At 61.0% G+C, this 23,663-nt stretch carries 24 protein-coding genes and 3 pseudogenes; 12 read left to right on the top strand and 15 right to left on the bottom strand.

Going from position 1 to position 23,663, the window contains the following annotated elements; all coding sequences use genetic code 11:
• A pseudogene (locus QP994_RS10035) lies at nt 1–305 on the bottom strand (IS21 family transposase); the annotation flags it as partial.
• A 204-nt stretch (nt 306–509) separates the two neighbouring features.
• Between QP994_RS10035 and QP994_RS10030 the strand changes: the two are divergent.
• The gene (locus QP994_RS10030) at nt 510–1,067 is read left to right on the top strand and encodes a terminase (RefSeq protein WP_284866606.1); all 558 of its coding nucleotides are present in this window, start codon (nt 510–512) and stop codon (nt 1,065–1,067) included.
• On the opposite strand, the gene QP994_RS10025 is transcribed toward QP994_RS10030, so the two are convergent.
• Nucleotides 1,068–2,297: an MFS transporter gene (locus QP994_RS10025; RefSeq protein ID WP_101630685.1), complete on the bottom strand. Its 1,230-nt coding sequence runs from the start codon at nt 2,295–2,297 to the stop codon at nt 1,068–1,070.
• Nucleotides 2,298–2,389: 92 nt separating this feature from the next.
• On the opposite strand from QP994_RS10025, the gene QP994_RS10020 reads away from it, so the two are divergent.
• The 3 genes from QP994_RS10020 to QP994_RS11215 all read left to right on the top strand — a co-directional run bounded on the left by QP994_RS10020 (nt 2,390) and on the right by QP994_RS11215 (nt 4,867).
• Nucleotides 2,390–3,067 carry a TetR/AcrR family transcriptional regulator gene (locus tag QP994_RS10020; protein WP_042406082.1) on the top strand — a complete coding sequence of 226 codons (678 nt, stop codon included), beginning with the start codon at nt 2,390–2,392 and terminating at the stop codon, nt 3,065–3,067.
• A gap of 100 nt (nt 3,068–3,167) precedes the next feature.
• A complete protein-coding gene (metK, locus tag QP994_RS10015; RefSeq protein ID WP_284856073.1) occupies nt 3,168–4,334 on the top strand; it encodes a methionine adenosyltransferase in 1,167 nt (388 codons plus the stop codon).
• Nucleotides 4,335–4,465: 131 nt separating this feature from the next.
• On the top strand, nt 4,466–4,867 hold the full coding sequence (locus QP994_RS11215) for an HNH endonuclease (RefSeq protein ID WP_187400058.1): 402 nt from the start codon (nt 4,466–4,468) through the stop codon (nt 4,865–4,867).
• A gap of 25 nt (nt 4,868–4,892) precedes the next feature.
• Here the strand turns inward: QP994_RS11215 and QP994_RS10010 are convergent.
• The 6 genes and pseudogenes from QP994_RS10010 to QP994_RS09985 form a co-directional block, all read right to left on the bottom strand.
• Nucleotides 4,893–6,133 (bottom strand): IS3 family transposase gene (locus QP994_RS10010; RefSeq protein WP_284866605.1). Its coding sequence is split into 2 segments (ribosomal slippage): nt 4,893–5,842 and nt 5,842–6,133, totalling 1,242 coding nucleotides; the frame shifts between segments, so codons are not numbered across the junction.
• A 20-nt stretch (nt 6,134–6,153) separates the two neighbouring features.
• Nucleotides 6,154–7,370 (bottom strand): IS3 family transposase gene (locus QP994_RS10005; protein WP_284866604.1). Its coding sequence is split into 2 segments (ribosomal slippage): nt 6,154–7,109 and nt 7,109–7,370, totalling 1,218 coding nucleotides; the frame shifts between segments, so codons are not numbered across the junction.
• Nucleotides 7,371–7,460: 90 nt separating this feature from the next.
• A complete protein-coding gene (locus QP994_RS10000) occupies nt 7,461–7,886 on the bottom strand; it encodes a GmrSD restriction endonuclease domain-containing protein (protein WP_284866602.1) in 426 nt (141 codons plus the stop codon).
• Nucleotides 7,887–8,665: 779 nt separating this feature from the next.
• Nucleotides 8,666–10,399 carry an ABC transporter ATP-binding protein gene (locus QP994_RS09995; RefSeq protein WP_284866600.1) on the bottom strand — a complete coding sequence of 578 codons (1,734 nt, stop codon included), beginning with the start codon at nt 10,397–10,399 and terminating at the stop codon, nt 8,666–8,668.
• Nucleotides 10,396–12,942, bottom strand: coding sequence for an ABC transporter ATP-binding protein/permease (locus QP994_RS09990; protein ID WP_284856077.1), 2,547 nt, complete (start codon nt 12,940–12,942; stop codon nt 10,396–10,398). Before QP994_RS09990 ends, QP994_RS09995 begins: the two co-directional genes overlap by 4 nt.
• 83 nt (nt 12,943–13,025) lie before the next feature.
• Nucleotides 13,026–13,423 (bottom strand): annotated as a pseudogene (locus QP994_RS09985) (arsenate reductase ArsC).
• Between the two features lie 56 nt (nt 13,424–13,479).
• Between QP994_RS09985 and QP994_RS09980 the strand changes: the two are divergent.
• Nucleotides 13,480–13,878, top strand: coding sequence for a DMT family transporter (locus QP994_RS09980; RefSeq protein WP_284856078.1), 399 nt, complete (start codon nt 13,480–13,482; stop codon nt 13,876–13,878).
• A 331-nt stretch (nt 13,879–14,209) separates the two neighbouring features.
• A complete protein-coding gene (locus QP994_RS09975) occupies nt 14,210–14,386 on the top strand; it encodes a hypothetical protein (RefSeq protein ID WP_244268670.1) in 177 nt (58 codons plus the stop codon).
• Here the strand turns inward: QP994_RS09975 and QP994_RS09970 are convergent.
• Nucleotides 14,383–14,688: a hypothetical protein gene (locus QP994_RS09970; RefSeq protein ID WP_049157405.1), complete on the bottom strand. Its 306-nt coding sequence runs from the start codon at nt 14,686–14,688 to the stop codon at nt 14,383–14,385. The genes QP994_RS09975 and QP994_RS09970 overlap by 4 nt on opposite strands.
• Between QP994_RS09970 and QP994_RS09965 the strand changes: the two genes are divergently transcribed.
• Complete coding sequence (locus QP994_RS09965) at nt 14,687–15,298, top strand: DUF4062 domain-containing protein (protein ID WP_198531366.1); 612 nt, start codon at nt 14,687–14,689, stop codon at nt 15,296–15,298. The two genes, QP994_RS09970 and QP994_RS09965, sit on opposite strands and share 2 nt — an antisense overlap.
• A gap of 269 nt (nt 15,299–15,567) precedes the next feature.
• On the opposite strand, the gene QP994_RS09960 is transcribed toward QP994_RS09965, so the two are convergent.
• The gene (locus QP994_RS09960) at nt 15,568–16,305 is read right to left on the bottom strand and encodes a type I restriction-modification system subunit M N-terminal domain-containing protein (RefSeq protein ID WP_284856079.1); all 738 of its coding nucleotides are present in this window, start codon (nt 16,303–16,305) and stop codon (nt 15,568–15,570) included.
• A 177-nt stretch (nt 16,306–16,482) separates the two neighbouring features.
• On the opposite strand from QP994_RS09960, the gene QP994_RS09955 reads away from it, so the two are divergent.
• Nucleotides 16,483–16,734, top strand: coding sequence for a hypothetical protein (locus QP994_RS09955; protein WP_284866598.1), 252 nt, complete (start codon nt 16,483–16,485; stop codon nt 16,732–16,734).
• On the opposite strand, the gene QP994_RS09950 is transcribed toward QP994_RS09955, so the two are convergent.
• A complete protein-coding gene (locus QP994_RS09950) occupies nt 16,731–17,198 on the bottom strand; it encodes a hypothetical protein (protein ID WP_284866596.1) in 468 nt (155 codons plus the stop codon). The genes QP994_RS09955 and QP994_RS09950 overlap by 4 nt on opposite strands.
• 241 nt (nt 17,199–17,439) lie before the next feature.
• Here QP994_RS09950 and QP994_RS09945 point away from each other — a divergent pair, with 241 nt between their 5' ends.
• The 3 genes from QP994_RS09945 to QP994_RS09935 are packed head-to-tail and all read left to right on the top strand — an operon-like array spanning nt 17,440 to nt 21,287.
• Nucleotides 17,440–18,900 (top strand): SLC13 family permease, encoded by a 1,461-nt coding sequence (locus QP994_RS09945; RefSeq protein ID WP_284856082.1) that lies wholly within the window; start codon nt 17,440–17,442, stop codon nt 18,898–18,900.
• A 54-nt stretch (nt 18,901–18,954) separates the two neighbouring features.
• Entirely contained in the window at nt 18,955–20,814 is a 1,860-nt protein-coding gene (locus QP994_RS09940; protein ID WP_284866594.1) for a sensor histidine kinase, read from the top strand.
• On the top strand, nt 20,811–21,287 hold the full coding sequence (locus QP994_RS09935; RefSeq protein WP_284866592.1) for a response regulator: 477 nt from the start codon (nt 20,811–20,813) through the stop codon (nt 21,285–21,287). The genes QP994_RS09940 and QP994_RS09935 overlap by 4 nt, the downstream gene beginning before the upstream one ends.
• Here QP994_RS09935 and QP994_RS09930 read toward each other — a convergent pair.
• Nucleotides 21,284–21,457, bottom strand: coding sequence for a hypothetical protein (locus QP994_RS09930; RefSeq protein ID WP_284866590.1), 174 nt, complete (start codon nt 21,455–21,457; stop codon nt 21,284–21,286). The two genes, QP994_RS09935 and QP994_RS09930, sit on opposite strands and share 4 nt — an antisense overlap.
• 97 nt (nt 21,458–21,554) lie before the next feature.
• Here QP994_RS09930 and QP994_RS09925 point away from each other — a divergent pair, with 97 nt between their 5' ends.
• Nucleotides 21,555–21,974: a YbaN family protein gene (locus QP994_RS09925; protein ID WP_284856084.1), complete on the top strand. Its 420-nt coding sequence runs from the start codon at nt 21,555–21,557 to the stop codon at nt 21,972–21,974.
• Here the strand turns inward: QP994_RS09925 and QP994_RS09920 are convergent.
• The 3 genes and pseudogenes from QP994_RS09920 to QP994_RS09910 form a co-directional block, all read right to left on the bottom strand.
• A complete protein-coding gene (locus tag QP994_RS09920; RefSeq protein WP_180969918.1) occupies nt 21,955–22,116 on the bottom strand; it encodes a hypothetical protein in 162 nt (53 codons plus the stop codon). The genes QP994_RS09925 and QP994_RS09920 overlap by 20 nt on opposite strands.
• Nucleotides 22,117–22,205: 89 nt before the next feature.
• A pseudogene (locus tag QP994_RS09915) lies at nt 22,206–22,334 on the bottom strand (NUDIX domain-containing protein); the annotation flags it as partial.
• 312 nt (nt 22,335–22,646) lie between these two features.
• Complete coding sequence (locus tag QP994_RS09910; RefSeq protein ID WP_284866588.1) at nt 22,647–23,447, bottom strand: YwiC-like family protein; 801 nt, start codon at nt 23,445–23,447, stop codon at nt 22,647–22,649.
• Nucleotides 23,448–23,663 lie beyond the last annotated feature (216 nt).

Here is a 23,663-nt window from a genome sequence, read left to right as displayed (position 1 = left end):
GTGGTGGTGTAGCGAGCCCACAATACTTGCAGTGTGTGCTTCGTACGCCCTGTGCGTGCTTTGACGACCGCGTCAAAATCAATCGGGACGAATTCGCCTTGCCCACTGGTGCGTTTATCAACGAATATCTCGGCCAACTCGTCATCGGTCAACGCCGCGACCTGCTGGGCAGTGGTCAGGCCAAGGCTTCGCAGCGCTTGGTTCGCTCGGGAAATCGCGCGGTGCGAGCACCCGAGCTGGTCTTCAATCTGGCGGTAAGAACGCTTCCTAATCAGCAGCGTCATCACCGCACGGTAATCCGTCATCAGCGGACTCCTTCCAGTACGCGCCACACCCGAGTGGTGCGGCTACCGGAAGTATCATCCCGAACGCCCTGAGCTGCTACCAGAAACTCACTGAAGCGCTACCGGATAGTCACGACACTGCTACCAAATAGCCGGTCGCAACAAGGGTATTAACCCCCAAGCCCTCCATCACCGGGCTAACCGCCTGGAAGGAGGCGAGATTTCATGGCGAAAGACGGAACACTGCGCGGCGGACGCAGAGCAGGCTCAGGTGCGAAGCCCACACCTGCGTTTGAGAAGATCACCGAAGGCAAAGACGCACGCGTCCTCCACATCGCGTCGCTCGACCCACCAGATCTGGAAGCGGGCGGGGATCTTGAAGGTAGCGTAATGCCAGAACCTTCGGCTTATTTGGCGGCTGTGCAGCGTGATGGTAACCCTTTGGGTGCTGACGTAATCTACCGCGATACCTGGAACTGGCTCAAGGAGCGCGGCTGCGAAAAACTCGTAGCTCCACGGTTGATTGAGGCTTATGCGCAGAATTTTGCTCGGTTCATTCAATACGAAGAATCAATCTCCGATTTTGGCCTGTTGGGTAAGCATCCGACCACGGGGGCGGCTATCGCGTCCCCATTCGTGGCCATGTCTCAGTCGTTTAGCAAGCAGGCGAATACGCTCTGGTACGAGATTTTCGATGTGGTCAAAGCCAACTCGCTGGTGGACTACTCGGGGCCGACTCCTGCGGATAACGTGATGGAACGGCTACTTCAGGCACGCTCATAGTTATTGGCGTAGTGCGGGTGCGGTGTGGGCGTAGATGACGACCACTGCAATCAAGGCGATACAGACGGCGAAGGGTGCCAGCGGGTTCCACCCGTAAAGGGCGGTCGAAGCCAGCGGGGCAATCGCGTACGCCAACCCATTATTAGCGTTAATGATGCCAGCCACTGCGCCTTGCTCATCTGCACTCATCTTCAAGGTTGGGCCAGTGTTGTACCCGGGCATCGCCAGTCCCATACCTACCCCCAGCACGATACACCCGACAACCAGTAAAGCGTGCGAGGAGGTAGGCCAAATGAGCACAGTTGCAACTAGTGTAATGGTCAGACCAGTACGTAAAAGCTTCGCTGCTCCCCACCCTGTCTTTGGAGCAATCACCGCTTGGGCAATGATCATGGTCACGCCCATGATGGTCAGGTAAATCGCGGAAATACCTGCGGTCGCAGTTGCCGACAGGGCGAAGCGGTCTTGAACAGTGAATCCAAAAATCGTAGCAACAGAAGAAAACACAAGAAACATCACCAGACCAGTTGCTAGCCAGGGAGCTACACGCGGATCAGTGAAGCGAATCCGTTGAGGCTTTGCAAAAAGTTGCCCTTGGCTTTGAGGTGCGAAACTCACCAAGAGAACAACCAGACCAATCACCATCACAACGGGCATGACCACCAAGGGCAAGAGCAGGCCACCAGCAGCGGCTAACACACCTCCAGTAACACCTCCAACAATGGAGGCGATCCCTTGAGCCGCTCCAATCATGCCCAGTGCTTTTACCCGCCCGTTCTCGCTGGCAGCATGCGTGACCAGGTGGGCTTGCGCGGTCGGGGCGATCGCTGAAATCCCTCCGCCATAGAGCAAACCACGAGTGATCACAACACCAAAAACTAGTCCGACACCGCCAACTACCTGGTTCATCCCCAGGTAGGAGACAATACCGAAGGCGCTCAAAGCGATGATCGCGATCACAAGCCCGGCAGCGAGTACACGTTTAGCGCCGACACGTTGGGAAGCTCGCCCCCAATAAGCACTCAAGCTCGCTAGTACAATCGCTGCCAAAGAGATAGTGGCGCCAATATGCCATTCCCGCAATCCCATCTGTCGTGACAGTGGCGCGATGATCGGATTGAGAATCATTTGCCCCATAAAGGCGAGAAAAACGATTCCCACTACCAGGTTCGCTTGCGCTCCTGGATCAATAGAACTCTGTGTCGGCTTATTACTACGAGGGTCAGGCATCACTACACTCCATTACTAGAACACTGTTTCACTTAGGGATATTGTAGAATGGTGTTCTAGTAAGGGTCAAAGAATAAGTTAAGGGTCACCTTATGAACACTGTGCTAACGGGGCGAAGGGCTGGGCTATCACGCGAGCTGATTGTCAAACAAGCTGTACAGTTAAGCGCGATCAGTGGCGTTGAGGGATGGTCAGTACGGGACATTGCCCGTGAACTGGGCGTGGTTCCCTCAGTGATTTATCATTATTTTCCAAACAAGGAAGCCATTTGTGATGCTGTTGTAGACCGGGTATGTGTCGGGATTGAAGTTCCCGACCCGGACCTTGAATGGAAAGCCTGGTTTCGAGCTATGGCTCACAATCTACGCCCCGCATTGTTAGCATATCCAGGGATTACCGACAGGTTCGCGCGGGGCAAGTTCACTGAACAGTTTTTGCCGATGATCGATGGAGCCTGGGCCAAACTACAAGAAGCTGGGTTTGGTGACAATTCGCCTGTGGCCTACACAATTATCGCGAACTCGATCATCCACACGATCGGAGCGAGAAACCTGCGCGCATCCAATCAAATCCAACCTCACCACAACCTGCACGAAATGCTTGTCAGGCTTGAGCCTATGATGGCTCAATCTGTTGGACTGACCAGTATTGTCAACTCTTACCTGGAGCCTCTCTCACACCTTGATGAAGAAGAAGCGATGTCCGAGGAATACTACGACCTCGTCATCGATGTGATCCTAGACGGCATCGAACACACCCTGCTGCCTTAACTCTGACCCACTTCTCAATCATCGTCTTAGTGAGCGCCCGCACAGCTGGCGCTCACTTTTTTATTCCCACCCCATATCAATTTATGAAAGCGAGTTGTATATGTCGTTGAAAACCGCTGAAAGCGTGCGCGCCGGGCACCCGGACAAGCTGTGCGACTACATCGCCGACTGCATTTTGGATCGTGCCCTCTACGAAGACCCTGCCGCCAGAGTGGCTGTCGAAGTGATGGCAACCAAAGCACGCATCTATGTCGCTGGCGAGATCACCTGCAAGGCAAAGCTTGAGATTCCGATGCTGGTACGCGCAGCGCTTGAGCATGTGGGTTATGATCCGCGCCGGTTCCGCATCCGCGCCAAAATTCACTGCCAATCGAGCGATATTGCTGGCGGGGTCGATAAATCTTTAGAAGCACGCCACGGTGATACGAGTTCTCACGTAATGGTTGGTGCTGGCGATCAAGGCACCGTCTACGGCTACGCCACAGCCGAGAGCGAAGAACGACTCCCGTTGCCACTGGTTTATGCTCACCGGATCTGCAAGCGTCTCGATCAAGCATTCACAGACGGCAAGATTCCAGAGCTCGGCCCGGACGGGAAAGCCCAGGTCACTGTTGAGTATGACGGCGAAACCCCTAAACGTATCGCCACGATTGTGGTCTCGGTCCAGCACAAGCCAGGCATTAACGTGGAGGATTTCAACCAGCGTCTGATTTCGCTGGTTATCTCGGCGGCGTGTCGCGAGATCGAAATCGACGAACACACCGAAATCCTGATCAACCCTTCAGGGCGTTTCGTCGAGGGTGGCCCTGCCGCAGACACTGGGCTGACTGGCCGAAAGCTCATGGTCGATACCTACGGCGGGCTTGCACCCCATGGTGGCGGGGCGTTCTCGGGTAAAGACCACTCCAAGGTCGACCGCTCTGGTGCATACATGGCCCGGCTGATCGCCAAGTCTGTGGTGGATGCAGGCCTAGCTGAGCAATGCCACGTCACCATCTCCTACGCGATAGGTAAAGCAGACTCTGTCGCGTTCGCCGTAGATACGCCCGGCACTGGCGCTTATGCCGAAGCATTGATTGAGCAGGCTTGCCGCGACGTATTCCCCTTGCGTCCGGCAGGAATTATCGAAGCATTGAAGCTCGGCACACATACGCGCTTTTCGGATTATTCAGCGTATGGGCATTTCGGTGACCTTACCGCTCAGTGGGAGCGTACCTGGGACTGGGCGACACAGTTGCGTCGGATCGTGAAAGGAGATACGTGGTGAGGGTCGACTTCGTTTGTGAAACCTGTGGAGTTTCAGGGCACCGCAGTTATCAACAGGGGCGAGTTCCTCAGCACTTCTTTCGCTCAGTTCCCTGCCAAAACGAGTGGCAAAAGACTCGATAGAATCTTCAAATGAAAAATCGAGACTCTAAATTTCGGGCGAAAGTCAGTGCTGGTCTTAAGAGAAGGAAAGAACGGCTAGGCGATAACTACCATTCGCCTGAAACAAAAGCACGAATCGGTACAACGACACGTGAGCATTGGGCTAGTTACGACGAGTGCAAAAGATCCAAGCTAATCGCAACGCTTCGTTCGAATGCCCAGAAGAAGCGAACATTCAAGCCCTACGACTACGAGTGGCAGTTATTGAGCAAGCGTCTTCGTGAGGATATGTCATGCGCACGATGCGGATCTCGCGAAAGCCTAACCGTGCACCACATTATTCCTGTTAAACAAGGCGGCACAGCTCAACTGCGCAACCTTGCAGTTTTGTGCCGCTCGTGCCACCCAAAGGTGGAAAAGCAGACATATTGAAGCGTCCTGGGTTCCGTTCCGCTTACTAAACGCCCAGCGACTGAGCGTCTGATTGTTGATAGTAGGCGTCCTCCATTTCTTGTGGAGTGATATATCCCAGGGATTCGTGGAGCCGCTGGTTGTTCCACCAGTACACCCATCGAAGGGTCGCGATTTCGACCTCCCCAACCGACGTCCACGGCCGGTGGGGATAAATCAACTCCGTTTTGTACAGACCGTTGACCGTTTCAGCCAACGCGTTGTCGTAGGAGTCACCGACAGTGCCAACGGACGGATCGATCCCAGCTTCAGCGAGTGCCTCACCGTAGCGGATGGACACATACTGCGAGCCACGATCACTATGGTGGACAAGACCCTCAGCGCGAAGATCACCGGCGTGATACAGCGCGTGCTCAAACGCCTCCAAAGGCAGTTCATCGGTGCGCATACTCGCCCGGGTCGCGACACCGACAATCTTGCGGGAATACACATCGGTGATGAACGCGGTATAAGCAAACCCAGACAGGGTGCGCACGTAGGTGATGTCAGCGACCCACAACCGGTGCGGTGCGCACGCAGTGAAGTCACGATTGACCAGATCAGGGCGACAATCCGGCACGTCGGCTCGAAGTGTTGTAGTCGGTGTGCGGCCTCTTCTTCGGCCTTGGATGCCGGCGAGTTTCATCAACCGGGCGGTCTGATCACGACCGATGTCCCAGCCAGCGCGCTGCATGGCCTTCCACATCTTGCGCACCCCGTAAACGCTGAAGTTGTCCTCGTAGACCTTCACGAGTTCGGGAATAAGCAGCGCATCCGTAAGACTCCTGGCTGACGGGGCTCGTGTCTTCGCTGCCCGATAACCACGAGAAGTGATAAACCCACACTCTGTCTGCCTCAAGGTGCGACAGATGGCCTCGACCCCGAAGCGATCGCGATACGTATCGATGTATTCGATCATCTTCTGGTGGGACGGTCGAGTTCCGCTGCGAAAAAAGCCGACGCGGTCTTTAAAATCTCGTTCGCCCTGCGCAGCTCTTTATTCTCTCGCCGCAGACGCTTCAGCTCATCGTCTGCTAACTCGCCGGAGCTGCCCTCGACGCCGTGTGACGGCCCTGAAGGCTTCAACCAATTATTAAGCGTGTGCGCGGAGACGCCGACCTTGTCACCGATCTCAACCGCCGCACCCCACTTCGAGCACCCTTCAAGCTCAACAAGTTCCTCAGCCAGACGCACCGCCTTGGCCTTGAACTCATCACTGTACTGGGGTTGCCCGCAAATGGTGGACACGTAGTGGAGCTACCTCATAGTTAGGCAGCTGTTTCTTCTTCGTTGGTGGTCTGGGTGATGTGGTGCTCGAAGTCGACGGGGCTGAGCATCCCGAGTGCGGAGTGCCGCCGGCGACGGTTGTAGACCACCTCAATCCAGCGCGCGACACCCGCGCGTGCAGCATCCCGGGTAGGCCAGCGCTGCCGGTCGTAGAACTCGGTCTTCAGTGTCGACCAGAACGATTCAGCCATCGCGTTGTCAAAGCACACCCCAGTACGCCCAACGGACTGGGCAATGCCCAGGCCGCGGCAGACGTCCCAGAGCTGCTCGCTTGTAAACTGTGCGCCACGGTCGGCGTGAAACACCAAGCCATCAGCAACGTCACCGCGTAGCGTATGCGCCATCCGCAAGGCCCGCTCGACCAGGGAAGTATCTTGCACGCTATCCATAGCCCAGCCCAGCACACGGCGGGAATGACCGTCACGGACCGCGCACAAGTACAACCAGCCCTCCCCGGTGCGCAGATAGGTAATATCCGACATCCACACCCGGTTCAGCCCACCGGCATCAAACATGCGCTTGACCAGGTCAGGAAGCGTGGACGTACGCTTGGACTGAATCGTGGTCACCGGGACGAAGGCACGCGGTGAAATCCCTTCGATCCCCATCAGGCGCATCCGCTTAGCCACAGTCTTCCGGTTGAGCGCAATGCCGAAGCGCTCGGCGAGCTCTGCGGTGATCCGCGGGGCACCGTAGACGTGATCAGACTCTGACCAGATCTGGTGAATCTTGCGGTCAACATCGTCGTAGAATGCTGCCCGATCATCGTTTCCGGATAACCGTTGTTCCTGCTTATTGACCCATTTGTAGTACCCGGACCGTGACACTTTTAACAAGCGTGCCATGCGGTTGATGCTGTAGTTCGCCTTCTCCTGTCGCATTAGCTCGAACTTTTCTGTTCGCGTTGCTTCGCGGCGAAGAAGGCTGTCGCTTTTGACAAGAACTCGTTGTCCATCCGGGCCTCTGCCAGCTCACGGCGCAGGCGCGCATTCTCAGCCCGAAGATCCGCCTCGCTCATCCCATCAGCAGCACCGCGTCGCTCCCGCTCGTTTTTGACCCACTTGCCCAAAAGCCCCGGGGCGACACCGATCTCTCGGGCCACCTGGGCGATCGGGCGCTGCGACTCAATCACCAGATTCGCGGCTTCACGCCGGTACTCCGGCGTGTACTTCTTGCGTTGTTGGCTCACAATGAACATCCTCTCCTACGGACACAACATCCGTACAAGTTGGGTGTCCACTAAACGAGGGTAACCTCAGTACTTCCTTGGCATGATCCCAATCTTTCTCTAGAAACGATCGGAACCAAACCCAGGACGCTTCACTTTCTGACGTCGCTCGATAACACTCGGAGTCCACACCGGTTCTCCAAGTACCTGCGTGGTGAGTGCGAACACCGCCACGCCTTTCCCCGACTTGAAGTACCTCTCCTTCTTAACATCGAAGTCATAATTGCAAGCACTGGAGTTTTTCCGGCGATTGAGCAGCAGTAGGTTCCCAAGACGATGTGTCCATACTTTTGCTTCGCAGAAAATGACGGGCTCGATGGTGCTGGTTTTGGACAGGTCATCGGAATAGACCGTGCCGCGCAGTGCGTGGGCTTTGCCCTCGACCCGGTGTGCGGGTAGGACGTTTTTTCGTGCTGCCAGCCAAGCTGGTTGCCCGTTAGACGCAACTCCACGGCTTTTGGCACGGCGGGATCGGTGAAGTCCCACGATAGGGATGCTGATTCTCCGCCGATCTCAAGATCGGCCCTCACATTGGTTTTAGCGACGAAGCTGGGGTCACATGACGTTTTCGTGACGGTCGCTGCCTGCCCGTCGATTATCACCTCGCTTTGAGTCTTGGCGAATAGAGCATCGAGTGGCTCGAGCTGAGCTTTGCGCTCAGGGCTCGGTGCGTACTGGCCGTTGGCTACCGACTGATACGGGTCGTCGCGATGATGGCTCTCGTCAGACGTGCAGTCGATCTCCGCTTGGATTTCCATAGCCTTGAGTTCGGCCGCACCGTCGCCGCTGATTTCACGCACGGAGGCCTCGATCCGCCAGCGGTCTGCGTCAACACTCACGAGCGGGTCACGTCCAAAGTAGTCGCCTCCCCAGGAGTGCAGGGTGTTGCCGGCTTGCCATATCACATCCTTGACGGCGCCATCGGCAACCTTGACGGTGAGCAACGACTGCGGCTGATCCGGTGTTTCGAATGACACCGTTGATTCCCCGTCGATCGTGGCGCACGCAGCAGATGTCAGGGGCTTATCCGTGCTGTCAACACTGAGCTTTGCGCTGATGGAAGGAGCTGAGGTGGTCGGGGGGTGATCTCGTGGCAGGCGAGGCCTAACTCTCAGGTGCGGTCTCGTCGCCACAACCGGCGAGCGTAGCTGCAAAAACCAGAGCCATTGCTGCACAGCGTTTCTTGATGCCATCCTTTCAACCCGGCGGTGAGCTGGGTCACGTAGGCTATGGCGTTGAATCTACCGTAGGGCTTGGCGGGAGCACTAGCGCACGCGCCAAGCGCTGGCGGCCTGCTGCTGGTGCCAGTATGCGGCGAAGCGGCCATCAAGGGCGAGCAGGTCCTCGATGCTGCCGTCCTCGATGACGCGGCCGGCATCGAAGAAGATGACGCGGTCGGCCTGGCGGATGGAGGACAGGCGGTGCGCGACGATGATGCGGGTGCGGGGCGTGGTCTCCGAGCTCAGGGCAGCGGCGACGGCGCGTTCGTTTTCGGTATCGAGCGCGCTGGTGGCCTCATCGACTAGCAGCACGGGGGCGCAGCTGAGCAGGGCGCGGGCGATCGAGACGCGCTGGCGCTGCCCGCCCGATAGCAGCGTGCCACCGTCGCCGACCATTGTGGCCATGCCGTCGGTGAGTTGCGCGGCAACGGCACCCACGCGCGCGAGTGCGGTGGCGCGCTCGATCTGCTCGCCGGTGGCGTGGGGATTACCGATGGAGATGTTGTCCAGCAGTGTGCCGTCAAACAGGTACGGGTCTTGGAAGATGACGGCGATGAGGGCGCGGCGGGCGGCGGGAGTGAGCTCGGCGAGGTCCGTGCCCTGGATACGGATGCTTCCGGAGGTGGGCTGGTGGAGCCCGGCCAGCAGGAACAGCAGGGTGGATTTGCCCGAGCCAGAAGGCCCGACGATCGCGGTTGTGGTGCCCGGCTGGAAGGTGAGGTTCAGGCCGTCAAGCACGGGGCGCTCGCGCGTGGCGTCATAACCGAAGGTGACGTCGGCGACCTCGATCTGGGGAGCGGTTGAGAAGGTTGGTGTCGCGGTTCCGGGGTGCTCGCGCGGTGCGGCAAGCACGGTGTGGATGGTGCGCAGTGCGTTCGTGGTCAGTTGCAAGCCGGCGGTGATATCGGCCACGAGCGCCAGGGGCTCCAAGAAACGGACGATGACGACGATGAGCGCGATCGCGGCGGCGGGGGAAACCTCGCCGGTGACGGCGCGGCTGACCGCGAGGGCGCTGAGCGCAATGAGGGCGAGCTGGGTCAGCAGAGTGAAAACCAGCTGTTCGGGCGCGCGGTAGGCGAGCAGTCGACTCATCGCATGAGTGCGCGCGGCAAGTGCCTGGCCGACATGGCTGCTCTCGGTATCGACGCGGCGGGCGGAGCGCAACGCCTGCTGGGTGCGGGCGAACTCCAGGAGGCGCTCGGACAGCTGGGCGTGGGCGCGATCCGCGGCGGCGTCGGCGCTGCGCGCCAGGCGCATCGAGAGGACGAGGGCGCCAAGCAGCAGCGGCAGGAACGCCAGCGCTGCAGCGCCGAGCGTCGGAGAAAACCACAGCAGGCCGATGCCGATCGCGGCCGGAAGAATAAGGGCGTTCAGCAGCGGCGTCACCAGGTAGGCGATCAACCCGACGAGTTCGGGACCGGTGGCAGCGACCGCCTGACGCGTGGTGGCCAGGTTATCGCCGGTCAGCCACTGCAATCGGATGGTGGTGATGCGCTCGGCGACGGTGTGCTGAGCGTGATCCAGCAGCACGAAGCCAACAGCGTAGGCGTGGCGGGCCGCGGCGCTATCGCACCCCCAGCCAAGCGCCGTAGCGATCGCGATCATGGCCAGAGGGCGCCAGGCATCACCCGGCTGCGAGCTGAACAGGGCCGAGATGAGCGGAATGAGGGCGAGCGCCGCTGCGGCGCGTAGCGCGATACTTAGCGCCGTGAGCGCCAGGTAGGGGGTGATATGGCGGCGCTGGGCCGGTGGCAGCAGGTTAATGAGCGTGCGGATCATGAGGTGGCCTTCGTCTCGGCGGCTGCCCAGAGTTCGGCGTAGCGACCGCCGCGTGCGAGCAGTTCCTCGTGCCGACCCTGCTCGATGATCTGGCCGCCATCGAGCACAACGATGGTATCGACGCCAGTGATGGTGTGCAGGCGGTGAGCGATGAGCAGCACGGTGCGTCCGGCGGTCAGGCGGCTGACCGCCTGCTGGACGAGGTATTCGGATTCGGGGTCGGAAAATGCCGTCGCCTCGTCCAGCACGAGGATTGGACAGTCGGCCAGCAGCGCACGGGCGATGGTGATGCGCTGGCGTTCACCGCCGGATAGGGCGATGTCAGCGCCCAGGATCGTGTCATAGCCGTCCGGTAGGGCGAGGATGCGCTCGTGAATGTGAGCGGCGCGGGCAGCCTGCTCCACCTCGTGCCGACTGGCATCCGGGCGAGCGAGCGCGATGTTCTCGTGGGCGCTGGCGCGCACCAGTTGCGGATTCTGGAAGACGAAGCCAACCCGCGAATACAGCTGTGATGCCTCGAGCGTACGAAGATCGTGGCCGCCGATGCGGATTGCGCCGTCGGTCACGTCGTAGAACCGGGCAAGCAGGCTCGCCAGGGTGGATTTACCCGCACCGGACGGGCCCACGAGCGCAGTGATGGTACCGGGCGCCAGGCGCAGCGAGACGCCCGACAGCACGGGGGTAGACGCGTCGTAGCCAAAGCTCACATCATCGAACTCGACGAGACCAGCGGGCCTCGGCGCGCTCGCCGCATGCTCGACCTCAGGCAGCGTGGACAGCTGCTCCTGGTCGAGCATGACCTGGATCCGGCGTGCCGCGAGCATACCGTCGCGCAGCGCCTGCAGACCGTAGCCGACGCCCAGTAGCCGCGCACCGAACGTCGTGCCAAGAAAGAGGAAGGGCAGCAGCGAGATCGGATCCATCATGCCCGCGGTGATGAGCGCGGTGCCCACCACGCAGCTGAGGAACAGGAACGTCGCGGGGCGCGTGACCAGATCGATGAAGGTTTTGCGGCCGCTGAGCGGCTGCTGCCAGGATCGCAGGAAATCGAGGTAGTCTCGCAGGCTCCGGGTGAAGGGCGCGGCGGCTGCACCCCCGAAGACGCGCACGACGGCTTGCCCCTGCAGGTAGGCGTCAGCAGCGCTGGCCATCTGCTGGCGCCACTGCGGCGCCTGCACTACGCGCGGGCCCGACTGCGTCATCATGATGTACATGCCGATCAGGTAGGCGAGTACCGGCAGCAGCAGGGTGAGCGCCACCCGCCAGTCGATCACGAACAGGTAGCCCAAGACGGCCACAGGCGCGACGATGGCGCCGACCGCATCGGGCACCGCATGCGTGATGAGGTAGTGCATCGCCAGCGGATCATCGTGCACCAGCTGCTTGATGTGCGCCGCGCTGCGGGTATCGAAAAACCCGAGGGGCACGCGTCCGAGCGTCATCAGCAGTCGGGTGCGCAGGTCCTGACTGACGCGCGCATCGACGATGTGCAGCCAGGTCATCAGCCCGGTCGTGAGTAGCGCGCCCGCGATAAGGACCAGGCCGGCCCACCAGCCCAGGCGGATGAGCGCGTCGGTGCCGGCGCCGACGAGCAGCAGCCGGGCGAGTTCGACGAGCAGGACGTAGGGGGCCAGCTGCGCGAGTGTGGCCAGCGCTTGCACGATCGCCGCCAGGATGAAGGTTGTGCGCAGCGGGGCGAGCAGGCGCCGACCGGCCTCAGCCCGCCACGTCCCGCTGATAGGCGCAGCCTCGCCGGCCGCAGGTACCTGCGCGGCGGCAGCCTCGGGCAGATCCTTGGGGCGTTTTTTGCCGAATGCCCGCCCATAACACCAGTAGGCGCGGGCTTGGATTTCGGACTTCGGGAAGCCAAAATCGTTCATCAGGCGGCGACGCACATATTTCAAGCTGTCGGACTCACACGCCACCCACGCGCTCCAGTTCGACCAGTCCCGCGCAGCCAGTCCCGTCGCCAGGCTCGCCTCATCGACGCGCGGCACCCAATGCACTCGCGCGCGCGGATGCGTGCGGATTTCCAGCATGTGGTCATCGAGCGTGTGCTCTTCCAGGTACAGTTCGACCGGCAGCTCGGATGGAAGCACCTCGAGGATTGAATTGATGGCGGGCAGCGACGCGGCATCACCAATGACGAGGTATCCGTCGGGTAGTTCCTCGGGCAGGACGAAACCCGTCGAGCCGAGCGTAGTGACCGCGATGGTATCGCCCGGCTGTGCCTGGCTTGCCCAGCTGGAGGCCGGCCCGGCAGGTTCGTGCAGCACCACGTCGATCGCGAACTCACCGGTATCCGGGTCGGCCTCGACGATGGTGTAGCCGCGCTGATGTTCCTGGTCGCTGCCGTCCGGATCGGGGAACCAGAACCGCAGCCAGGCCGTGGGCGCGAGAACGACCTCGGCAAGCAGACTTGCACTCACCAGGTGGATTCGCACGAAATGCGGGGCGAGGTAGGTCACGGCCGTGACTGTTGCGCTGTGGTCGCGCGCTCCAAATCCGCGCGTCAGCACGCCCTCAAAACCCCGTTTCGCCATGTGCATTCCCTCCTGCGCCGCGCCACAAATTAAGGTGACCCTAACCTAAGTCGAGGGCGGGGTCAAATGCGTCGGCGCGGCGCCTAGGGCTGCAGGCTCGCCACCAGCTCGCGCACCCGAGCCTGAATCTCGTCGCGGATCACGCGCACGGTGGCAAGGTCCTGCCCAGCCGGATCGGCCAGCTGCCAATCCTCATAGCGCGTGCCGGGAAAAACGGACACGCATCGCCGCAGCCCATCGTGATGACGACGTCGGAGGATTGCACGTCCTCAGCCACCAGCACCCTCGGGCGCGCCGCGGCCAGATCGATCCCGACCTCCGCCATCGCCTCTCGTACCACGGGGTTGATCGAATCAGCGGGGGCGGAGCCCGCGGAGCGGACCTCAATGCGTCCGCCGGACAGCGTCTTGGCAAAAGCCGCCGCCATCTGGGAGCGGCCTGCATTGTGAACGCACACAAACATGATCGTGGGTCGGGTCATAGCCCCATTGAACCGCAGGCGTGGGCAATGGCCAAGGCAAGGTTTAGCCTGGAAGGGTGAGCCTATGGCGCGACAAGCAGCAAGCCCGGGCGGCCGAGGTGCCGCCCGGGCTACTCGCCGTCCTTGCCATGCTTTCGGTCCAACTCTCGGGAGCCTTCGCCGTTGGCTTGATCAACGACGTCGGGCCGCGCGGGGCTGCCTGGCTGCGCGTGGCCGCCGGCGCCGTCCTCATCCTGGCAATCGCGCGCCTGCGCCTGCGCGGTATGACCTGGCGTGACGCCGGTCTCGTCACCGCCCTCGGCGTCACCACCGGCTCGCTAACTTTCTTCTTTTTGCCGCAATCCAGCGCATCTAACTCGGCACCGCCGTGGCTCTGGAATTCCTCGGCCCACTCGTCCTTGCCGCGCTCACAAGCACCTCGCGGCGCGCCCTTTCCTATCCCGCCCTCGCCATGATCGGCGTCGTCTTACTGACCCGGCCCTGGATCGGTAACGTCGACGTCGTCGGCATCCTGTTCGCCCTCGGCTCCGGGCTCGGGTGGGCGCTGTATATCGTCTTAACCCAACGCGTCGGTGATCGGTTTTCCGGCATCAGCGCCCTCGCCTACACCATCCCGATCGTCGCCATCGCCTACGCGCCCATCGGGCTACCCGAGGCGCTGCCGTACCTGTCCCTGCCGGTCATCGCCACGGCGCTCGGGCTCGCACTCCTGATGCCGGTCATCCCTCTCGCCTTCGAAATCGTCGCGCTGCGTGCCATGGCCCCGGCCGCCTTCGGCACCCTCATGTGCTGGAGCCCGCGATCAGCGTGCTTATCGGCGCGATCGTCCTCGCCCAAGTACCGCTGCCAATCCAGGTCCTTGGCATCGTGCTCGTCGTCGCCGCCGGAATCGGCTCGGAGCGCTTCGCCGCCCGCGATGTGTCGCCCACGCCCATCACGTGGCCGGAGAGCGACGAAGCCTAGGTCAGCAGGGCCCGCACCTTCGCGTCGGTCGCCTTACCCGAGATGACCGTGCCCTTTTCAAACAGCTCGATCACCCGCGGATTGATATAGGAATCGCGCGCGATCGCCGGCGTATTGTGTAGCCACTCGGCCGTCGTCTTGATCGCCGCCGTCACGGCCCCGGGAGAGGTATCGCCCGCCTTGGCCGCGCGCGACAGGGCCTGCGCCGCGACGGCAGCGAACAGACAATCGCGACCAGTTCCTAGTGGTCCTAGGACTCTCCTCTCGTCACCCGGGCAGTTAGACACGTTGAATAAAGTCATGAGCTTTCCGGCAACCGTTCTGCGCGTTCTCGTCGCCTCCCCATCCGACGTACCCGATGCCCGAGATGCAGTCGAGGGCGCTCTGCACTCATGGAATCGACTCCACGCGACGACTCGGAATGTAGTCTTACTGCCGTGGCGGTGGGAGACCAATTCTGTACCGCTGCTCGGAGGTCACTCTCAGGAGATCATCAACACCCAGGGAGTCGACGGAGCCGACATCGTGGTCGCGCTCTTCGGCAGCCGACTCGGCTCACCAACACCAGATGCAGTGTCGGGAACAGTTGAAGAGATTGAGCGAGCAGTAAACAGCGGGAAACCGGTACACCTGTTTTTCTCAAGAGCCCCACTGCCTCATGACGTCGATACTGCGCAACTCGAGGGTCTCCGAAATTTCAAGAATGAAATCAAGGAGCGGGGACTGCTCGGAGAATTCGATGACATCCGCCAACTGGAGAACCAAGTCTGGGCTGCCGTCGAGCATGACCTAGTCAAAATCGATCTCTCCGTGGTCGGGGTGCGCCATGAGCCGCTCGGCGTCCGCTTCCGCGTCGAGTCAAAGAGCGAGCGACACGAAAAGGAAATTGACAAGCGCGGCAAGATCAAATAGGAAACGAAACACTGGTTTGAGGTTACCAATACTGGTGATCTCGCTGCTGAAGCGGTGACCTTCGAAGGCCAAGCCGCATCGGGCCTTATGAGACTCCTTGTGGATGATCAGCCAATCACGCTGGAACCTGGGGTCATCTGGAAAGTGCCAGTCTCGTATTCGATGGGCACCGCAGGCACAAAGCTAACCGTTCACTGGGTCGAAGATAATGAAAAACAGTCGAAGACTTTCGACGTCCAATGAAGCGCGAGGTTACGTCGGTGAACCAGTCAGGCAGCTAAATCGTAGTTCGCGCGCGTTTGTATCCGTCGTGGCATGAAAGTTTCGTAGACGGATCGGATGATGCCGTCCTCTTCCAGTTCCGCGTCGTCCGAGGTGAACAGGATGGACGTCATCAGACGAATCGCGTCGCGCGGGGTATAGAACTCACCGGCGTCTTTCGCCTTTCGGGCGAACGAGCGATACATCAAGTTCTCAAAGATGTCGCCCATCGTCTGATCCTGAAGCGCCTCGTCAGACATGTCGATGGACGCGAAGTGGTTCACCACATTCCAGAGTTGGTTATTGCGGTCGAGGAAGTCGATGAGTTTCTCAAACTCGAACGCTTTCCAGATCTCTTGAATATTCGCGGAGAACGCCCTGAGATACTGTTCCAACCCTTCCTTTAAGGTGTCGTCGGAAGTAGCCAAGCGCTCAAGTGAGAGTTCCGAGGTGTTCCAAAATCGGAGCTTGAACATGCTCTCGATCTTCAGGTTCACGATCGAAGGATCTGTCCCCTTCACGTTCTCTCGGTGAACAAGATCTAAAACGTCCTTCTTCGTCGACTCCAATCGGCCTTCGAGACGGCGGAGGACGGTAAACGGAATGATGTAGTCACCGTAATTCTCGGCTGGGACAATTAAACGCAAGTAATCGTCGGCAGTCTGCCAAATGGCAGCGTTCAGGCTATTGACCTTGGCGGTTTGCTTTGGCGTGATCGAATCGAGGATCTCTGAAGTGTCAGTCATCGTTGCTTCCTTGTGAATCTGTAGACGCCTGATTGTCCCACAAGAAGCACACTTTCCAGGGCAGTAAACTCTGGCGTTTCACCACATGAGCGGGACATTTGCGGCGCAGTGCTGCTAACCCAAACACAACCCTCTCCCCTCTGTTGTACACGTGAACACGTTTCCCTTGGGGTGGGCGTGGTCACTGGCGTAGTCCTGTCATTGATCAACAAGGGCGGCATAATGCGCACCATCCTCGAATCCAAAACGGGCAGGGCACTGACCAAAGGCAAGCAGGCCATGTTCTGGTTCGCCTTCGTCCCCATGCACCGATCCATCTCACGCGACGAATTGCTTCTTGAATACCTCAAGACCACCAAAACCGGCACCTACCTCATCCCACCTGGTGTGGGTGAGAACGGCTTCGTCGGTGAAGGAATGTTTGCTTAAACTGCAGCCCCGCTCTTGCGTCCCTTCACCGACACAACAACGCCCACGATGTAGGACACAATCGCCCCAAGGAGACAGAGCCAACACAACAACGCAGAAAGCTCTGTCGCCTGCCGCCCAACAAGCAGGGTGAAGACGGATTTCACGCTGTCCTCGGTGTCACCACCATCGACCATAAAGAAGCCAGCTAGAAAGAGAAACACCGTCACCGCGATGAAGGCCCAGGATTCGCGACACCCGAAGGTCTTATACGGCCCTGACTCTAGGCCTTTCTCCACGTTGCGCACGGGGATGAACCACAGGCCAAGAAGCAAAAGCGCCGCGATCGCCCCAACTGGAACGGAGAAGAGCACCATCCATCCGCCCACCCCAAACAAAACCCGCCCCAGGGCAAAGAACGCCACGCCTAACAGACTGAGGACAAGCGCCGCGACGGAGTTGAGTTGAACATTCCGGAAGTTCATGCGCCACATTCTACGGAGGAAACCCACTACTTTCGCAAGCACAACTGTCTCGGTGGGCAGCGCCTGTCATATCTCTACATCAGTGCAAGTGGAGAGCATCGCTGAGAGCTCTCGCTTTCTTGATTGCAACACTCGAACCTTTCTGAGAGGCAAAGGCTCACAGGTCTACCTGCGTGCGGACGCCGTAGAGAACTCCTTCCAAACCACGTAATCCCTGGTTGTAGCGGGTAGAATTCGACACATGGTGGAGACACAACGCCGCTCGAAACAACGTCCGCCAGCGCTCGCGAGCAAAGGCCCCCAGCTCAGCAAAAAGCAGCTGGTGGGCCTGCTCTTGGGCGTGGCCTGCTTCCTCATCCCCTTCTTCATCCAGATCCCGGACCTGCCCACCCCCGGGCATCGGATGCTGTCAATCTTCCTACTCGCCATCGTCTTCTGGGTGCTCGAGCCCGTGCCGCTCACGGCCACGGCGGTGTTGGTCATCCTGCTGGAGGTTCTCTTACTCTCCGACGGCGCGCTAGTCGACCCCACCGGTGGAGACCCAGCACTAGCAGACCAGCTGCTTCCTGCATCCGCGTATTTCTCTGCGCTGGCCCACCCAGTCATCATCCTCTTCCTCGGCGGGTTCATGATCGCACACGGGGCGGAGAAGTTCGGGCTCGACCGCAACCTCGCAGCGATCATGCTGCGCCCCTTCCCGGACAAGGCGCGCCTGACCGTGCTGGGGCTCATGCTGATTACCGCCGTGCTCAGCATGTTCATGTCGAACACGGCCACCACAGCGACGATGTTCGCGGTCGTCATCCCGATTCTCAAGACGCTGCCCGCGGGCAAAGCGCGCGCCGGCGTGGCGCTGTCGATCCCGCTCGCTGCCAACGTGGGTGGCATCGGCACCCCGGTGGGCACACCCCCGAACGCGATCGCGATCGGTGCGCTCGCCGAGCACGGCATCCGTGTGTCCTTCGTCGATTGGATGCTCATGGCGGTGCCTTTCATGCTGGTTGTCCTCGCCTTTGCCTGGGTATTTCTCTGTCTCGTTTTCATCCCCGCTGAGACCCGCATCTCCATCGAGATGCGCTCGAAGTGGAACACCGCCACCGACGCGAAACTCTTCTACGCCGTGGCAGGTCTGACCATCCTGTTGTGGATGAGCGAGCCGCTCCACGGCATCTCCTCCAACACCGTCGGCTTCATCCCCGTCGTGGCACTGTTGTGTCTGCAGGTGATGAGGGGCAAGGACGTCCAGGCACTTGACTGGCCGGTGCTGTGGCTCGTCTCCGGTGGTATCGCGCTCGGCACGGGCGTGGGTGCGAGTGGCCTGGACGAGTGGCTCGTCGGTTCGGTCAGCTGGGAGGTCATGGGTGCGCTGGCGATCCTCGCCGTGCTGGGCTTAATCGGCTTCGGCATGGCGAACGTCATCTCGCACTCTGCGGCCGCCAACCTGCTGGTCCCACTGGCGGTCTCGCTGGCGCTCTCCCTCGACGGCATCGACCCGCTCGTGGTTGCTGCGGTGGTGGCGATCGCCTGCTCGCTGGGAATGTCGCTGCCAATCTCCACTCCGCCGAACGCGATTGCTTACGCCACCAAGGAGATCTCCATTCCGCAGATGGCGCTAGTCGGACTCGTGGTCGGTACCGTGGCCACGCTGCTGTTGATCTTTGCTCTGCCTTCCGTTTGGCAGCTGATGGGGCTGGTGAGCTAGGTGCTGCCCCGTTCCACCCTCTCTATCGTAGGAAAGTCCCAGGCCACCCGCGACGTGCAGCAGGTGGTCAACGAGGCACTGGGCGCCACGCATGACATCCTCGCCGCCGATAATGTCGAGCATCTACGCTCGCTTCTCGACGGCGACCCGCTCGCGCTTGTCACCGTCACCGTCCACGAGGACGGCTTGGCGCCCGACCACCCGTTGCTGGAGCTGATCTCCGAGCCCGGTTTCGAGTACACCCGCGTCATGGTGCTGACCACCGCGCCAGAGATCGCGGGCCTGGATGCACTTACGGACATGGGACGGCTCGACATGCTCGTGTTCACCCCGGCGATCAAGGCAGAAGCACTCCTGCACAACATCCAGCAGCAGCTCAACCGCTACTGGTACATGCGCGGCAAGCACGACCCCTCTATCGCTGGCACCTTCGCCCTGCCAGAGGTCACCGAACTGGACGTAAGGCTGACTGACCAGGAGATCATCAGCCGCATCATCAAGGCCGCCGACATGCACCTGGGCTACCAGCCGCGCCTGACTTTCCCGCCGGGGGTCTACCTGACCAAGGAGGGCCACTACGTCGAGGAGGTCATCTTCGCTCTTTCCGGCCAGGTGCTTTTGCAGCGCTTTACCGACGCCGGCGATATCGTCATGCACCACGCCTCCACCGGCCACGTCATCGGACTACTCGCCCTGGCGAGCAACCGGGTCGGCTTCTTTACCGCGCGTACCACCACCGAGGTCGTCGCAGTCCAGCTGCCCACCGAGCAGGTGGACTACCTCATCCGCCAGGAGCCGGAGCTTGCGCGCCTGTTCAATATCCTCTTCGTGCGCTCCTACGACCGCCGCCTGCGCCGCGCCGAGGACATCCAGATCGAGCAGCACGAACTCACCGCGCAACTCGAAGACGAGCGCGCACGCTTGACCACGGCACTGCACAACCTGGAAGCAGCGCGCCGCGAGCTGATGAGCCAGGCGCGCTTCGCCTCCCTCGGCGAACTCGCCGCAGGCGTTGCCCACGAGCTGAACAACCCGATGGCGGCGATCGAGCGCACCGCAGCGCACCTCGCCGAAGACGTCGAAGGCCTGATCGCGTCCAGCCCCAACCGCAGGTGGCGAGACGCGACCAGCCACGCGCTGGAGGCAGCGCGCAGCTCGCACGCGGTAAGCACAAAGGAGGCACGCGCGCTGCGGCGCGAACTGACCGAGGTCACCGGCGATCGGGCGCTCGCCCAGCGCTGGGTACTCGCCGGCTTGCACGACGCGGAGTTTGCCAAGCAGGTGCGCGCGAATCGAAAGCTGGAGTACGAGACGGTGGAGCACGCGGCGTCGATAGGCACTGCCCTGCGCAACCTCTCCACCGCATCGACCCGCATTACGCAGCTGGTGGCCTCGCTACGCGCATACGCGCGGCCCGACGGCGACCCGGTCACCGACGTGGACCTGCACCAAAGCATCGAGGACACGCTGCAGCTGATCGCCCACAAGCTGCGCGGCGTGGCGGTCAAACGGGATTTTGCCGAACTGCCGCACGTGACGTGTACGCCCGGGCAGATCGCGCAGGTGTGGACGAACCTGATCTCCAACGCCGCCGAGGCGATCGACGAGTCCGGTAAAGGCTCCACCATCACCATCCGTACGAGTGCCCCGAAGCCCGGGTGGGTGCGCGTGGAGGTCATTGACGACGGCCCCGGCATCCCGCTCGAGCGCATCGACAAGCTCTTCGAGCCACGCTTCACCACGAAAAATGGGGAGGTCCGCTTCGGCATGGGTATCGGCCTGAGCATCTGCCGCGGCATCGTCAGCGCGCATCACGGCACGATCGAACTGACCTCTTCAACAAATGGCACCTGCGCCACCGTGGGCCTTCCCATTGACGGCCCGCACGCACACGACGAAGGAGACACACCATGAACCTTGCCATCCTTATCCTCGAGGACGAGGCGGAAGTCCGCGCCGCCGTTGAGCGCGACTTGCTGCCCTTTGCCGAGCACATCCGCGTGGAGGTCGCCTCCGACGTGGAGGAAGCCTGGGAGGTGATCGACGAGCTCACCGAAGACGGCGACGTGCTCGCCCTCGCACTCTGCGACCACCGCATGCCCGGCACCACCGGCGTGGAGTTCCTAGTCCAGATGATGGACGACGACCGCACCGCCGCCACCCGCAAAGTCCTGGTCACCGGCCAGGCGCAGCTGCACGACACGGTACGCGCGGTCAACGAGGCCAACCTGGACCACTACATTGCCAAGCCCTGGAACGTCGACGAGCTACACCAGGTGGTGCGCACCATGCTCACCGACTACGTCGAGGACATGGACATCGATCCCCTGCCCTACCTCGACGTCCTCGACGCGACGCGCGCGATGGACCTCGTCCGCCGTCACTAGAGGCGCTCGGTGCGGGCTCCGAAAAGTGGGGTGGGAAGCTTGCCGATAAAGCTGGCGCCGGGGTTGTTCGGGCCATGGATGGGGGACGAGGACCACGATGGGGCCTTCGGGGTTGAAGTCGGCGTCGGGGATTGGCTCGGCGGTGGTACCGAGGCGTTTTGCAAGCTCATCCGCGTATTCCTTGGTAGATCCGTAGAACGAGGCGTACAAGATAGTGCAGGCAGTCATACAACTATTGTTGTATGTTGCGGCTAGAATGTGGCAACGATGCGATACGTGTACATGATTGTGGGACTGGTGGCGCTCGCCCTGGGCGCGGCCGGCGTGTGGCTGCCGATCCTGCCCACGACGCCGTTTCTGCTGCTTGCGCTGATGTGCTTCACGCGGAGTTCGCCGAGGATGGAGCGCTACCTGCTGCGCCATGACACGTTCGGGCCGTTCATTATTGATTACTACTCAGGACAGCTGACGCGGGCGCAGAAGCTGCGGATTGTGGGGCTACTCTGGTTGGGGATGGGCGCCTCCATATGGGTGGTGATTGTGGTGGTCGGGCTGTGGCCGGTGGCATTGCTGCTCGTCGGGATCGGTGCCGGGGTGAGCGCGCACATCTGGCGGCTGCGGCCACGCCCCGAGCGCGCCACCGAACTACACCAGCGCGCTGGCCTGCCTACCGACCACGCACATTGAAGCCGATGACGCCGGGGTTGACCAAGGGGGCGTCGCCAAGCAGGGCGTGGATGTTGCCCTCCCCCTCAACCGCACTGGTGACCGCTTTCGGGCGCTGCTTCTTGTCATCCTTGCCGCGGCCCTGCGACATAGGGGCGCCCATGAAGCCGCCACACTACCCCTGCTGACCTGCGGCGTTACTGGCGGAGGATCCTGTGGCGCTCGCCGCGCTGGTCGTCGCGCCGCAGAGGCCACCTGCCCCACGCCGAGAAGCGCTTCGATGCGGCCATCAAGACCAATCTCTTCTTTGACCTCGCGCAGTGCGGTCGCCGTAATCTCCTCACCCGGTTCGCAAATCCCGGAGATGGGTCCCCACCCCCCTCACTCCAAGGACACAGACACGTGGCGTACGGGGATAAACCACAAAGCAAAAACGGACATTCCGGCAGTTCATGCACCACGTCCTACTGTGGAAACCAACTGCTTTCGCTTGGAAAACTTCCCCCGCGGGCAGCTCCGCCGCCACCCGCTACTGCCTGCGCGAACGCCACGTCTCCCCATCCCGTGAAGTACGTCGATACTTTGATCATTCGTCGAACCGTCAACTACATCCCGATCGGAACTTCAATCAGTTCAGTGGCCGGTAGCGCTATCATTTGCTCACCAAAGTGACGCTGCAGCGAATGGGGAGCCTCAGAGCAGCACGACGATGACCACCAGCACCGTGATGACGGCGTCGAGAAGTCCGACGATCTTCGGCGTCCATGGCTTCTCACGACGTGCGCCGGTGATCGGCATCAGCGTCGCCCGCGCGAGCAACACGACGGCCACGACGATGATCGCTGGGTGGAACGGATGCCCGCCGGTGCCGAGCACGGCGACGACGGCGGCGACAAACACGACGACGTGATAGCCCACCGACCCGATGAACCAGGGCCTGGAGCCGCGTTCACGGATGAGCGTCTTCACGTAGGGCACAGTGCCGACGAAGTACGCCAGGTACACGGCAAATGCGGCCCACGCCTCCGAATCCAGGCCTCCCCCGGCCCACGCGGCCACCGGCAGGATGAGGCAGGCTGCTACGACAGTGGAGACGCCCGACAACAGCGACCTCGGACGCCGCTTCCATGCCTCGAACACGGCTATGCCCACCAACGGCGCGAACGCCGGGACCCACATGAGAAGCCGCCAGTCGAAGATCAGCGTTGTCACACCCGCGACGGCGGCGAGCGACCCGTAGACCAGGACTGGAGGCCGGTTGCGTTCGCGGAAGCGCGAGCGGATCCAGACGCTGCCGGCGAAAAACGTGAAATAGCCGAGCCACCAGGTCAGCAACAGGGGAATCGCAGTCCACGACGGCGCCAGGATGACACCAGTGATAGCGGGGACGGTGACCATGAACCAGGCGCCGTGTTGGTCGGGCACCCAACCGGGTGAGCGTCGGCGTGTGCGGGGGTTACGAGGCACGCTACGTTGTACCTGGCTCTTCGACATGTTTTTCACCCTACTGATGCGAAACCGTGAGGGGCAATTGGCGTGGTATTTTCCGTCGATTCGAAGCACCCGGCACCGCACCTCTGCCGCCTTTCGACTGCGCCGGCCTGGTTAAGCACACCACCCCATAAAGCTAAGGCGGCTTAAGGGTCAAAAAGTGTGTCTGGATTGGCTGATTTCCAGTAGGTGACCTGCATTAACGTTGAAAGTATATGC

Source organism: Corynebacterium sp. MSK044 (assembly GCF_030232825.1).
Classification (GTDB): domain Bacteria; phylum Actinomycetota; class Actinomycetes; order Mycobacteriales; family Mycobacteriaceae; genus Corynebacterium.
The sequence above is the reverse complement of the archived record's forward strand: the minus strand, read 5'-3'. Positions and strand labels throughout refer to the sequence as shown.